Source organism: Pseudomonas sp. E315 (genome assembly GCF_055406205.1).
In genome coordinates, this window is the sequence record NZ_JBUZPJ010000003.1 from 1 (window position 1) to 13,557 (window position 13,557).

The following is a 13,557-nucleotide window of genomic DNA, read 5'->3' on the forward strand; positions in this document are numbered from 1 at the left end:
CAACTGAGCTATTCCCGCAATAATGGCGTCCCCTAGGGGACTCGAACCCCTGTTACCGCCGTGAAAGGGCGGTGTCCTAGGCCACTAGACGAAGGGGACACGCTACAACTTCACTGGTTACTGCGTTTTGCTGTGTGCTTTACGCTGCAATTGGCGCGCATTCTAGGGATGGTTTGGGAAGTCGTCAACCCCAATATGAAAATATATTGAAATCAATGACTTCCCCTCCTGAGCGCCCGTTTACCCCGCCGTCTGGCGCCCAACTCCTGACGCCTATATTCCGCCATCTTGCAAGACGTTATAGTTGGCATCGTTCAATAGTGGCACTATGCGTATCTGCCAGACGCTCAATGACCTATATAGAAGTGAGACCGCCCGACCAAGACCGTTTAGACACTCCAAGTCCTAGTCCAAGCCCAATCACCACCCTGAAGAGGTTTTAACGTTGACACCATCCATGATCACCCTGCTTGTAGTAGCCGGGATCGTCTTATTGATCGCCATCGGTTACATGAACCATGTGGTGGAAAACAACAAGCTGGAAAAAGCGCGTCTGATGGTCGAGCTGACTGACCGCATTCGCCGCTGCAGCGAAGTGAACGAGACCTTCCCTGGCCAACTGATGTCACCTGGCCTAAAGCATTTGTTGACCCGCCTTGAGCTCAACGCGACTCAACGCTTGTTGCACCTGAAAAAACACGACTCTGCGATCAAAGCCCGAGTTGCTGAACTCAGCGGCCTTGTCGGTCAGGGCGAGTCCATCCCGGTTAATAACCCGCCCGGCCCCATCCTCACCGAAGCCAAAGCCAAAGACGTGCGCTTTTTGCTCGAAACACTGCACGGCCAAATTACCCGCGCTGTGCAAGACGGCTTTTTGCCCACCACCGAAGCCAAGCAGTGGATTAAAGAAATCCGTCACTTGCTGGTCGTGCTGCATATCGAGTTTTTCAACAACTTGGGCCAGCTCGCCATGCAGCAAAATCAGCCGGGCCAAGCGCGCCTTGCTTACGAACGCGGTGTTCAGTACCTGCGCAAGCAACCTGAGCCAGCACTGTACAGCGAGCACCTTAAAACCTTTGAAGCCCAATTGGTTCGCGCTAACGCGATGGTGCTGAGCAACCTTGAGCCAGCAAAAGACGAGGTCAATGAACTGACCGAAGGCCTTAAAACCGACGAGACGGAATCTGACTGGAAGAAGAAGGTCATCTACGACTGATCGGCATACCTTTAATTGCCGAACACAAAACGGACGAGCTAACCCTCGTCCGTTTTTGTATGCGCCGAGTCTTGAGTGCAACACGCGCCTACATCACAAAACCTGACGCCCACGCGCAATCACACAAAACTGTGTGGGCAGACGTCATTAAAGGGTGTTGTACACCTACCCAGAACGGGCGAAGGGTTTCAGCAGTAAAAAACATGAAGGCAACCGCACAGGCTGCCTTCATGCCTGACATCAGGCTACCGGATTGATTGGCTTTTCCGGGTACCAGACATCAATCAGCGGGCTAGCTTCAACGCTGGTCAGTTCTGGACGAGCTTTGAGCCAAGCTTCAACAGCGGCACGCTGCTCTTCGCTGACCGAACCACGCTTACTCAGGCAAACCAGACCGTAGTCATCGCCGCCCACATAGCCCAGGCCGTTCGCTTCCATGGCTTCTTTCAAAAACGCTTCGAGGAAAGCATCGATAGCTTCTTCCGACAGGTCTTCTTTGAAATCCAGGTTCAGCTCAAAACCCAGTTCCTGAAATTCATCAACGCACAGTTTTTTGCGCAGACGCTGGGAACGATTAGTAGCCATTGAACAATCCTCATAAGTAATTACGGGCGGCACTTTACCAGCTTAGGGCCACGAATGCCCGGCTCCGTGTGGACGGCTCATCGTTTTCTACATTTAATACACACCCGTGTGTATCAGGCTGATGCACAAGCCCTGTGACCTTGGGGCATAATGCCAACACTTTTATGACCATTGAGGGAACTTTTCATCATGCCCTCGTATTTTCCTCCCTCGCCTGCAGGGTTTTACTTCATATGATCAAATCTTTACGACCACTGCTTCTGGCCGGCCTTATGTTGCCGCTCGCCTTCCAGACCCACGCCGCGCCGGTCAATACCAGCCTTTCACCCAAAGTTCAGCAAGCGCTCAAAACCAACAAACTGCAAAACGACGCGTTGTCGCTCGTCATGCTGCCTCTGAGCGGCCCTGGCACGCCTACCGTCTTCAATGCTGATGTCTCTGTGAACCCGGCCTCGACCATGAAGCTGGTGACCACTTATGCCGCACTGGAAATGCTCGGCCCGACTCACCAGTGGAAAACCGAGTTCTACACTGACGGCACCCTGAACAACGGCATTTTGCAGGGCAACCTGTACCTCAAGGGCGGCGGCGACCCCAAGCTGAACATGGAAAAACTCTGGCTGTTGATGCGCGACTTGCGAGCCAATGGTGTGCAACAGGTAACTGGCGATTTAATACTGGATCGCGGTTTTTTTGACCAACCGCAACTGCCTGCCTTCGATGACGACGGCAACGACAAAAACAAACCATTCTTGGTGAAGCCTGATTCGCTGATGGTCAATCTCAAGGCTCTGCGCTTTGTCGCACGTAATGATGCGGGCAAGGTTCTGATTTCAGTCGAGCCGCCGATTGCCAGCATCCGAGTCGACAATCAGGTCAAAGCTGTCAACACCAAGCAATGCGCGGGCGACGTGCGCTACAACCCCGTCCCGCAAGCCGACGGCAGTGTTGTCGTGACGGTTAACGGCCAATTGGGCGATGGCTGCAACTCTCAGACTTATCTGTCCCTGCTCGACCACGCAACCTACACCGCAGGCGCCGTTCGCGCTATCTGGAAAGAGCTGGGTGGCAGCATACAGGGTCAGGATCGTCAGGGCGCCGTCCCAAAGAACGCAAAAGTGCTTGCCCGCGCATTCTCTCCTGACTTGGCAGAGATCATTCGCGACATCAACAAGTACAGCAACAACACCATGGCTCAACAGCTGTTCCTGAGTTTGGGCGCGCAGTTGCGCACCGACGCTGACGGGGACGATGCCAAAGCCGCACAACGCGTCATACGCCAGTGGCTGGCAAAAAAAGGCATCACTGCCCCGCATCTGGTGATGGAAAACGGCTCAGGCCTGTCGCGTGCAGAACGCGTCAGTGCCCGCGAAATGGCCCAACTGCTGCAAGCCGCCTGGAAAAGCCCCTATGCCGCCGAGTTCATCAGCTCCATGCCAATTGCTGGCAAAGACGGCACCATGCGCAAACGCCTGAAAACCACCGCCATGAACGGCCAGGCACACATCAAAACCGGCACCCTCAACACCGTGCGCGCTATTGCAGGCTTTAGTCGCGACAGCAATGGCAACACTTGGGCCGTGGTCGCGATTTTGAATGACCCGCGTCCGTGGGGGGCGTCTGCGGTATTGGACCAAGTCCTGCTCGACTTGTATCGCCAGCCGCAATTGGCTAACAGCGCGATCTCCATCGCCCAATAAGCGTTTACAGCACCCAAAAAAACGCCCCCTTCCGTGCGGTTGGGGGCGTTTTTTATACCTGAATCATTCCCCTTTAACGGGCAGTGATTTTCCAGGCACGGTGGATTTTACTGTTACGGGCAAAATCCGGATCAATGGTGCTGGCCGTGATTTCTTCGACCGCGTAACGCGCCTCCAGATGTTCATCGAGGATGAACTTGCGGAAGTTGTTCGAGAAGTACAACACGCCACCCGGCGCCAAACGCGCCATCGCCAAATCCAGCAACTGAACGTGGTCGCGCTGTACGTCGAAGATCCCTTCCATACGCTTGGAGTTAGAGAAGGTCGGCGGATCGATAAAGATCAAGTCGTATTCTTCACGACAGGCATCCAGCCAGACCATCACATCGCCCTGCTCCAGGCGGTTTTTGTCCGAAAAACCGTTCAATGACAGGTTTCGACGCGCCCAATCCAGATAGGTTTTGGACAAATCAACACTGGTGGTGCTCCGAGCACCACCCTTGGCAGCATGCACACTGGCCGTCGCGGTGTAGCAATACAGGTTGAGGAAGCGTTTACCCGCAGCCTCTTTCTGAATGCGCATGCGCATCGGGCGGTGATCCAAAAACAAACCTGTGTCCAGGTAGTCCGTGAGGTTCACCAGCAGCTTGACCCCGCCTTCATTGACCTCAGTGAACTTGCCTTGAGCACTTTGGCGCTCGTACTGCTTGGTGCCGCTCTGACGCTCACGGCGCTTGACGATGACCCGGCTCTTGTCGATGTTCAATGCCTGCGGAATAGCCGCTAACGCATCAAACATACGGGCAGAGGCTTTTTCGGGATCAATCGACTTGGGCGCCGCGTACTCTTGCACGTGAACCCAGTCGTGATACAGGTCGATTGCCATGGAGTATTCCGGCATGTCGGCATCATAAACGCGGTAGCAGTCGATACCTTCCCGCTTGACCCACTTGCCCAGCGCCTTGAGGTTTTTTTGCAAACGGTTGGCAAACATCTGCCCCCCTTCGCTCAAACGAGGCTGCTCAATCACAACCGGCACTGGCTTGATCGGGTTACCGTTTTTGTTGAACTTCTCGTACTTGCCCGGCGCTTCAATGTTCGAAGGCAAATCGGCTTGAGCTTGCTCACGCTCAGCCTGACGCTGCTCCGGGGTACGACGCTCGCCAGTGACGAACTGATCTGGCACGACCTTGATCAGCAGCAGTTTGCACGGCAGTGCGCCGTTCCAGAACGAATACTGTTTGTGGCTGCGAATGCCCATGCGCTTGCCTAGATCCGGAGCGCCAGTAAATACCGCCGCTTCCCAGTTCAAGCAAGCTTGACGCAGGCGCTCGCCAAGGTTCTGGTAGAGGTAAAGCAAGCTCGCCTCATCACCCAAACGCTCGCCGTACGGCGGGTTACAGATGACCAAGCCTGTTTGATTCTGGTCTGGACGCGGTTCGAAGGTCGCGACTTCGCCTTGGTAAATCTTGATCCAGTGGCTCAAGCCTGCACGCTCAATGTTGTTGCGTGCGGGCTGAATCAGGCGCGGATCAGCCTCATAGCCACGAATCCACAGAGGCGGTTTGGCCATGCCAATTTCAGCGCGCTCGGTGGCTTCTTCGTGTAGTTTTTTCCAGATAGCTGGGACGTGGCCCAGCCAAGCATCAAAACCCCAGTGAATACGATTGAGGTTCGGCGCCATGTCGGCGGCAATCATTGCGCCTTCTACCAGGAACGTACCCACACCGCACATCGGGTCAGCCAACGCTGCGCCTTCGGCGGCCATGCGCGGCCAGCCCGCACGAATCAGAATGGCGGCAGCGAGGTTTTCTTTGAGCGGCGCAGCACCTTGCTGCAAGCGATAGCCACGCTGGTGCAAGCTGCTGCCAGACAGGTCGAGGGACAAAATGGCTTCGCCGCGATCCAGTCGCAAATGAATGCGCAAATCAGGGCTGATTTTGTCGATTGATGGACGCTCACCCGACGCTGTGCGCAGCTTGTCGACAATGGCGTCCTTGACCTTCAGCGCGCCGAAGTGGGTGTTATCAATGCCCGAACCGTGGCCACTGAATTCAACAGCCAAAGTGCCGTCCGGCACCATATGGTCGTGCCATTCAACGTCCAGCACGCCGTGGTACAGGTCTTCAGCGTCTTTCATCGGGAAGCGCTTAAGCACCAATAACACGCGGTTGGCCAAACGTGACCACAGGCACAGGCGGTAGGCGGTTTCCATGCTCGCAGTGCCGCGAATGGCCGAGGTGTGCTCGCGAGCTTCCTCAAGGCCAAGCCCAACGGCCTCCTCAAGGAGTAAGCCTTCAAGGCCTTTTGGGCAAGTAAGGAAGAGTTCGTAACGATCCGACATGGGATTCCAGAGCCTTTAGCTATCAGTGAACAGGCAACGCATTGCCTGCTCCGTTTTCAATCAAGCGCTTTTCTTGAAGAGCGCTCGTGTGGCACGAAACTGTGCCGTTCCACCTCGGCGACTGCCCATGCCTTGTGGCATGAAGAGTTTAGACGCTGAGGCAGGTCATTCATTTAGAAACAATTGGTTATATTCAGACCCTTCGTCGAATAGTACCCGACTAAAACATGCAGGCATTCGCAGCAGAGAATGAAACGCATCATTCGTGCAAACACTCGCCCCATGTGGCTCAAGTCATATTCGACAGCATTTGAATTGGCCTGCTTATGGCCTTAACACCATTATCGTTACGTCCTTATGACAAAACGATCATTCACACCTACCGGTGCATTGGTTAGAACTCAACTCAGGTTGTTGCCGCACAGGCGACAACGAAGATGCTCGCCACGCCGGCAGCGAGCACCAACGGCAGAAGCATTCTGCCCCGACCTGACAAGCAGGTCGACGCGATATAAAACAGTCAACAAGTGAGGGCAACACCCTATGAGAAGACTTAAGCGTGATCCGTTGGAAAAAGCTTTTTTACGCGGATACCAATATGGCGTGAGCGGAAAATCCCGCGAGCTTTGCCCATTTACTCTACCGTCGGTACGCCAAGCCTGGATTAACGGCTGGCGAGAAGGACGCGGCGACAACTGGGACGGTATGACTGGCACTGCGGGCATCCACAGACTCAACGAACTTCACGCCGTCGGCTAACTCTGGGCACACTCCGACATCACCTCGAAAACGCAACAACTTAAAACCTTGCCGCTCTATCCGGACGGCGGGCTTCGGCCCAAGGGCTCCTAATTGGAGCCCTTTTTATTTGGGCCTGACTAAACAGGTGAGTTAGCGACGCGGCAATGCAGAAATAGCGTCTACCGACTCACGAATCAGTGCCGGGCCTTTGTAGATAAACCCAGAGTAAATCTGTACCAAACTTGCACCCGCAGCGATTTTCTCGGCCGCATGCTTGCCTTCTGTAATCCCGCCAGCCGCAATAATCGGTAAACGCCCCGCCAATTCAGCAGCCAACACCTTGACCGTGTGGGTGCTTTTTTCTCGCACTGGCGCGCCTGACAGCCCACCGGCTTCATCGCCATGGGCCAGACCTTCAACACCTACACGACTCAACGTGGTGTTGGTTGCAATCACTGCATCCATACCCGTTTCCAGCAGCGCCTGAGCCACAAGAACGGTTTCTTCGTCTGTCATGTCCGGTGCAATTTTGATCGCCAGAGGCACATGCTTACCGTGACGCTGCGTCAGTTCGTTCTGACGAACCTGTAGGGCTTCTAGCAACTGCTTGAGCGAATCCCCAAATTGCAGACTGCGCAGGCCCGGTGTATTGGGCGAGCTAACGTTCACAGTGACGTAGCTGGCGTGGTTATACACTTTGTCCAGGCAGATCAGGTAATCGTCGACCGCACGCTCAACGGGCGTGTCGAAATTTTTACCGATATTGATCCCCAAAATGCCGGAATATTTGGCCGCCTGAACGCGGGTCAGCAAGTGATCAACCCCAAGGTTGTTAAACCCCATGCGGTTGATGATGGCCTGCGCTTCAGGCAATCGGAAAATTCGAGGCTTTGGGTTACCAGGCTGAGGGCGCGGCGTGACTGTACCGATTTCAACAAAACCGAAGCCTAACTGAGCAAAACCATCAATGGCTGCGCCGTTTTTATCCAGCCCTGCCGCCAAACCGACTGGGTTTGGAAATTCCAGCCCCATGACAGTTACAGGCACTTTGGCGGGCGCCTTGCATAACAAACCATTGAGCCCCAGACGACCACCGGCACCAATCAGATCTAAAGACAGATCGTGAGAGGTTTCTGGAGAGAGTTTGAAAAGCAGCTGGCGGGCCAGGTTATACATGGGCTGATTGAACTCGAAGGCGGGTGAAAAGTACGCGATTATAGCCGGGCATCCGTCGCACACGCGAGGACCAGTCGCGCACCTGTGTAGCCATTGTTAAAACGCAGGCAAAGAAAAACCCGGCCGAGGCCGGGTTTTTCTGAGCAGCCTAGCTAAAAATTAATTAGCTTGAGCTTGAACGGTAGCTTCTACGCGACGGTTCAGAGCACGGCCTTCAGCTGTTGCGTTGGTAGCCACTGGGTTAGATTTGCCATAACCAACAGAGTCTACACGACCAGCTTCGATGCCTTGGTTAACCAGAGCTGCACGAACTGCGTCAGCACGACGCTGGGACAGTTTCTGGTTGTAAGCATCAGTACCAACGCTGTCGGTATAACCGGCAACAGTAGTGTTGGTAGCTGGGTATTGCTTCATGAAATCAGCAACGTTGTTGATGTCAGGCATGTACTGGGATTTAACAACCGACTTGTCGAAGTCGAATTTAACGTCCAGTTCAACCTTAACAACTTCAGCGATTGGCGCTTCTGGTTCTGGCTCAGCGATTGGTGCTGGAGCTGGAACTGGAGCTGGTGCAACTTTGCCACCGCTGCCGCCGAAGTTCATACCCAGACCAACGGTAGGAGCGTAGTCCCACTTGCCGTTGTCCAGTTTGTAGTCAGCTTCAACGCCTGCACGAGCGAACAGGTTGTCAGTGATGTACCACTTAACACCAGCGCCTGCAGTCAGGAAAGTCGACTGGTCACGACCGCTGTGGCCGTCTTCACGTACGTTGGTCATGCTCTTGTGAGCAACACCACCGGAAACGTAAGGGCGCAGAGCGTCGCCTACGGTGCCGAAGTGGTACTGAGCGTTCAGACCAAAGTTGTCGCCTTTGATTTTCTGATGGCCAGTGCCGTCGTTCGAACGGGTGTGATTAGTTTTGTCGTAAGTCAGGTTCAACGAAACGTCGTCGGTCAGGAAGTAACCGATCGATGCGCCTGGGTTGTAACCGTCTTCTACGTGCTTGACGCTGTCGTTGTACTGTTTTTTGTAGAACAGTTCACCCTCGACCGCGCCTTGGCCTTGTGCCAGGGCACCGAACGAAGTTGCGGCTACAAAGGAACCAATGGCAATGCCCAAGGTGTTTTTCAGTTTCATCCGTTAAATCCCCATCTGGTGATTGTAAAGCAGTCCCACATACCGGGGGACAACTCGGCGGCAAGTCTATCAGAACTTACCTACACGTAGAGCCATTTGCGCTGAACTAAGTTTCAGCAATACCTGCAAATTTCTCACGTAATTTATCAAGAGCACGCTTGTACCGCATTTTTGTCGCACTCAAACCCATATGCATTATGTCTGCGATTTCTTGAAATTCCAGTTCTGCGACAAATCGCAGCACCAGGATCTCCCGATCAATCGGGTTCACATGCACTAACCAACGATCAAGTCCGCCCTTTTCCTCAGGTTTCGGCGCCTTTTCTTCAGACGCTTCCTCGAGGGGGTCAATACTTAATGCGTCCATCAAGCGACGCTTTCGTCGTTCTTTTCGATACTGCGTAATGCACTCGTTGTAAGTGATGCTGTAGAGCCATGTTTTGAATTTCGATTTGCCTTCGAAATTCTTCAAGCCGTACAACACCTTAAGCATCACTTCCTGACAGACATCGTCAGCATCGCGATCGTTCCCTAAATATCGCGAACACACGTTAAACAGCGTTCGCTGATACCGGCGCATCAACTCTTCGTAGGCGCGCGTCACGTGGAATAACTCATCATGCGCGCGCGCCACCAACTCCTCATCAGAGAGCTCGCGGGGATCATAGCGCATGGATAGCGATTGGGTTTTATTCAAAACAAGTCGTGCCGACAGTCAGGTCAATGTCCGCCGCAGCCCAAGTTACTGGCCTTTTGCGGCGGCATACATTAGCAGGGTTTACCGCATCAGCGGCTGGTCACGTGCTGTTCCAGCAAGACCCGATTGGAGATGGAGACTAGCTCACCCTCCTCGGTCAGCAACGTGGTTTTAACCGTGCCGATCTCTTCGATCTGCCCTTCTACCTCGCCTACACGCACTTCTTGCCCAACCTGATACAGCTCACGCACGTAAATTCCCGCAAGAATCTGCCCCGCAATTTGCCGACTGCCCAGGCCCATAGCCAACGCCACAGCCAGACCAACGGTAATCAATACAATGACAATGACGTGGTTAAGAAGGTCAGTTTTAACCTCCAACTGACTGATCGCCACCGAAATACTGATGATGATGACTAAGCCCTGAGCCACGCGCCCCAGCCCGCCAGCATAGTCAAAACCCACACTCTCGGCAGCGCCACGTACCAAGCCATTGAGCAGTTGTGCAACCAGCACACCTACCAACAGCACTAGCAGCGCACCAAAGACCTTGGGCAGATACAGCGTGAAAATATCCAGCGTGGCCGAAACGCGCTCAAGCCCCAAGGATTGAGCCGCCGACACCAGAAAGATCAGCAGAATAAACCAGTAGACAATTTTGCCGATCAGGGTCGAAATCGGGACTTGAATCCCGGCACGTCCTAAAATTTTGGTAAGGCCGGTGCCGCCCATCAAGCGATCCAGCCCAAGCTTGGCAAGCAGTTTAGACAGCAGGGCGTCTAGCAGTTTGGCAACCACGAAGCCCAGCAATACCACTACCAACGCCCCAAAAAGGTTGGGGATGAAGTTGGCAATTTTAGTCCACAGTGCAGTCATTGCCGTGACCAGGCTCTGGGTCCAGAGATCAAGTTCCATGTTCAATCAGCCTTATCAACAGGGCGAGCAGCAGGTTTGCGCCGCGAAACGGGCGCAATATGAGCCGAACCGCTGTTCAAAGCAATCATCAGTGCTTGCACCCAGCGCCCCAGCAGACTGAAAAGGTCTCCTGCGCCAACCTGACGGTTAGCGGTTTTCAGTACTCGGCCCAGACAGGCATCGTCGTCACGGGTGGACGGCTCTGCCTTGAGCATTTCACGTAAAGACTGTTCAAACGGATCGTGCATAAGCACCTCTCGGTATGTCTGTGAAAGACGCGGGCAATTCTAACCAGGTCACATCACCGGCCTTCAAAGCCATTGCAAACGACGGTAAAACCACCACTGCCCAACACCAATTACCAGCATTACACCGCACGTGACGGCAAAGCCATACGGGTCATTGGAGAACGGAACGCCCCCGACATTGATGCCCAATAATCCGGTAATAAAGGTGATCGGCAGGAAGATCCCGGTCAGCACCCCAAAGCGATACATAATGCGGCTCATACGCACATTCAAACGTCGGTCTTCGGCCTCAAGCACCAGCCCCACACGCTCGCGGGTCAACTCAAGTTCTTCCAGATAGCGCGTGAGGCTGTTATTCAGTTCGTTCCAGTAATCGGCATCGTCGGCGGTAAACCACGGCAATTTGGTGCGTGTTAGCTGACCAAAAATATCCCGCTGCGGCGCCAAAAAACGACGCAATCCGGCAGCCCGCCGACGAATCTGCAAGATAGAGCCATGCTCAGGCGCATACCGTTCGTCGGCATCTATTTTATCTTCTTCGTCATCGACGATTTCTGACAGCTCGCCGATCAAATCCTGAACCTTCAAGGTTAGGTGCTGAGCCAGATAGAGGATCAGTTCGGCGGGGTTTTTCGGCCCTTCGCCCTGTTCAAACTCCCCCAACAGCTCATCAGTGGCGCGTAATGGACGCATGCGCAACGAAATCACACGTTGCGCACTGCCAAAAATGCGCAGCGACACCATGTCTTCAGGCTCGGCACCCGGATTAAGGTTGACCCCACGCAAGAACAGCAACAGTTCGTTATTGGGCAAAGGCAACAAACGCGGGCGGGTGTTTTCTTCGAGCAGCAGGTCGCAACTGAACTCGCTTAAACCGCTCGAACTGCGTAACCAACTCTGGGTTTGCGGATGACTGCGATCCCAATGCAACCACAGGCTTTCGTGGGCCTGCAGTTGGAGTTCATTCAGTTCAGTGCGAGCAATTGAACGCGCCCCACCTTCGCCATCCAGCACCAGTGCATGCACCAGCCCCCATTGCGCGTTGTCTTCCTCGAACATCCGTGATCCTTAGTGGTGATGCCTTTATTCCGGCATTTTCAGAGCAGACGGCGAGATGATCACACCGTTGTTGTCGGCGTAAATGAACTCACCCGGACGAAACGTTACACCAGCAAAAGTCACCGGCACATTCACATCACCCACACCGCGACGGTCTGTTTTGAGCGGATGACTGGCCAGCGCCTGCACCCCCAAATCGGTTTGAGCAAGCACATCAACATCACGGATACAGCCGTAGATCACCAGCCCTTCCCAACCATTTTTGGAGGCCTTTTCGGCAATCATGTCACCCAGCAGGGCATGGCGCAGAGAGCCGCCACCATCAACCACCATGACTTTGCCTGTGCCATTGAGTTCAGCCTGCTCCTTGACCCGAGAGTTGTCTTCAAAACACTTGATGGTCACGATCTCGCCACCAAAGGAATCGCGCCCCCCAAAGTTGCTGAACATAGGTTCAAGCACCTGTACCTGCTCAGGGTAGGCATCGCACAGATCGGGGGTGATGTAGTGATTCATGAAAAAACTCCTGCAGAAGGTGGCGCATCAGGAAAGAAAACATGTGAGCTACTGTATATAGACGCAATGGCGAAGGTTGGCTTTAACATCGCAGATTGCAAACACAGAACGAATCAAGCCACAAAAAATGACTGGATTTGCTCAGCGCGTCACATCTTAGCCGTTACCTTTGTCTATCGGAAACCCCGAACTACAAAGCGCAGGCCATTTGCGGCTCAACTTTCAGCACAGGTTCAGCTTGATCAGTAAGCCACTTGGCCACCAACGGCCACACTTCCAATTGAGCGGCTTGGCTTGCCAGCATGTCGACATGATCAAAATCAGCGCTGAAGCCCTGTTCACGCCCCAAACAAATAAACTGCCGCTGCTCAGAACCCAACTGGTCATACAGCTTGCGACACGCCCACTCCGGTGTTTGCTTATCGCCTGCACCAGCCACGGCTAAAATCGGCAACTGCACCTCGGCCAAACCCGCCCACCAATCACGCTCAGAATCTTTAAAACGCCCCAAAAAACCATTCCAGCGCAGGGTTTCCAGAGCAATGCTGACGGGTTCGTCTTCTGGGCCACGCTTAAGCTGCGAGCCCGAAAGCTGAGCAAAACGCCTCAATAAAAGGTAAGCACCCCACTCCACCGGTGGAATTTTCAACGGCCAATAACGGCGATTTACCTGACAGCCAAAAAAAGCTGCCGACGCCACAGCTGGAGCACCCAGATACTGACCGCCCAGCGCTGCCGCCAAACTGATACCGCCTTGGGAGTGTCCGATCCAGTGCGGGATTTGCCCGGTTTGCTCACGCACAAAGGCAGCAATTGCGGGCAAATCGTAGCGCGCGTAGTCCGCCACACGATTTTTTTGCCAGTGCTGATTACGCACAGACAGGCCATGCCCACGCATCTCCGGCAACCACACATCAAACCCGGCACGGGCCAAAAAGGCGCCCAGCCCCACGCCTGTGGGCGAGTACCAAAAACGCCGATTGGAAAAACTGCCATGCAGCAAAATGACCGGCACACCACTCGCCACACCGGCATCGGCCAGCCCCAGCCGCGTCACGGCTAACTCCACCGAAATATCCGGGCTGTTAGCAGGTTTCAAGCGATAAACGTCTTCGCTCAGATCACCCCGACGCTCAGCGCTGATCAGGGCAACGGGAAAAAGATGACTGCTGCTTTGCATAATGCTCTTGCACAAAAAAGGGCGACTCCACAGAAGGAATTCGC

General features: G+C 54.1%; 13 protein-coding genes and 1 tRNA gene. 3 read left to right on the forward strand and 11 right to left on the reverse strand.

Going from position 1 to position 13,557, the window contains the following annotated elements; all coding sequences use genetic code 11:
- Positions 1 to 23: 23 nt before the first annotated feature.
- Positions 24 to 99, reverse strand: a tRNA-Glu gene (locus ACZRJQ_RS05420).
- A 358-nt stretch (positions 100 to 457) separates the two neighbouring features.
- Here ACZRJQ_RS05420 and ACZRJQ_RS05425 point away from each other — a divergent pair.
- Positions 458 to 1,216, forward strand: a complete 759-nt coding sequence (locus tag ACZRJQ_RS05425; protein ID WP_463977360.1) for a hypothetical protein — start codon at positions 458 to 460, stop codon at positions 1,214 to 1,216.
- Between the two features lie 240 nt (positions 1,217 to 1,456).
- On the opposite strand, the gene ACZRJQ_RS05430 is transcribed toward ACZRJQ_RS05425, so the two are convergent.
- Complete coding sequence (locus ACZRJQ_RS05430; protein ID WP_463977361.1) at positions 1,457 to 1,801, reverse strand: YggL family protein; 345 nt, start codon at positions 1,799 to 1,801, stop codon at positions 1,457 to 1,459.
- 233 nt (positions 1,802 to 2,034) lie between these two features.
- On the opposite strand from ACZRJQ_RS05430, the gene dacB reads away from it, so the two are divergent.
- Positions 2,035 to 3,501 (forward strand): D-alanyl-D-alanine carboxypeptidase/D-alanyl-D-alanine endopeptidase, encoded by a 1,467-nt coding sequence (gene dacB, locus ACZRJQ_RS05435; protein WP_463977362.1) that lies wholly within the window; start codon positions 2,035 to 2,037, stop codon positions 3,499 to 3,501.
- Between the two features lie 73 nt (positions 3,502 to 3,574).
- Here dacB and rlmKL read toward each other — a convergent pair whose 3' ends face one another.
- A complete protein-coding gene (gene rlmKL, locus ACZRJQ_RS05440) occupies positions 3,575 to 5,845 on the reverse strand; it encodes a bifunctional 23S rRNA (guanine(2069)-N(7))-methyltransferase RlmK/23S rRNA (guanine(2445)-N(2))-methyltransferase RlmL (RefSeq protein WP_463977363.1) in 2,271 nt (756 codons plus the stop codon).
- A 543-nt stretch (positions 5,846 to 6,388) separates the two neighbouring features.
- Between rlmKL and rmf the strand changes: the two genes are divergently transcribed.
- Positions 6,389 to 6,604, forward strand: coding sequence for a ribosome modulation factor (rmf, locus tag ACZRJQ_RS05445; RefSeq protein ID WP_463977364.1), 216 nt, complete (start codon positions 6,389 to 6,391; stop codon positions 6,602 to 6,604).
- A 132-nt stretch (positions 6,605 to 6,736) separates the two neighbouring features.
- On the opposite strand, the gene ACZRJQ_RS05450 is transcribed toward rmf, so the two are convergent.
- The 8 genes from ACZRJQ_RS05450 to ACZRJQ_RS05485 all read right to left on the reverse strand — a co-directional run bounded on the left by ACZRJQ_RS05450 (position 6,737) and on the right by ACZRJQ_RS05485 (position 13,513).
- Positions 6,737 to 7,762: a quinone-dependent dihydroorotate dehydrogenase gene (locus tag ACZRJQ_RS05450; RefSeq protein ID WP_463977365.1), complete on the reverse strand. Its 1,026-nt coding sequence runs from the start codon at positions 7,760 to 7,762 to the stop codon at positions 6,737 to 6,739.
- Between the two features lie 159 nt (positions 7,763 to 7,921).
- Positions 7,922 to 8,899, reverse strand: a complete 978-nt coding sequence (locus tag ACZRJQ_RS05455; protein ID WP_463977366.1) for an OmpA family protein — start codon at positions 8,897 to 8,899, stop codon at positions 7,922 to 7,924.
- 106 nt (positions 8,900 to 9,005) lie between these two features.
- Positions 9,006 to 9,596, reverse strand: coding sequence for an RNA polymerase sigma factor SigX (sigX, locus tag ACZRJQ_RS05460; protein WP_463977367.1), 591 nt, complete (start codon positions 9,594 to 9,596; stop codon positions 9,006 to 9,008).
- A gap of 89 nt (positions 9,597 to 9,685) precedes the next feature.
- On the reverse strand, positions 9,686 to 10,510 hold the full coding sequence (locus ACZRJQ_RS05465; protein WP_463977368.1) for a mechanosensitive ion channel family protein: 825 nt from the start codon (positions 10,508 to 10,510) through the stop codon (positions 9,686 to 9,688).
- A 2-nt stretch (positions 10,511 to 10,512) separates the two neighbouring features.
- Positions 10,513 to 10,758 (reverse strand): CrfX protein, encoded by a 246-nt coding sequence (locus ACZRJQ_RS05470; RefSeq protein ID WP_463977369.1) that lies wholly within the window; start codon positions 10,756 to 10,758, stop codon positions 10,513 to 10,515.
- Positions 10,759 to 10,821: 63 nt separating this feature from the next.
- Entirely contained in the window at positions 10,822 to 11,817 is a 996-nt protein-coding gene (locus ACZRJQ_RS05475) for a zinc transporter ZntB (RefSeq protein ID WP_463977370.1), read from the reverse strand.
- Positions 11,818 to 11,841: 24 nt separating this feature from the next.
- Positions 11,842 to 12,333, reverse strand: a complete 492-nt coding sequence (gene rraA, locus ACZRJQ_RS05480; protein ID WP_463977371.1) for a ribonuclease E activity regulator RraA — start codon at positions 12,331 to 12,333, stop codon at positions 11,842 to 11,844.
- Between the two features lie 190 nt (positions 12,334 to 12,523).
- A complete protein-coding gene (locus ACZRJQ_RS05485; protein WP_463977372.1) occupies positions 12,524 to 13,513 on the reverse strand; it encodes an alpha/beta fold hydrolase in 990 nt (329 codons plus the stop codon).
- Positions 13,514 to 13,557 lie beyond the last annotated feature (44 nt).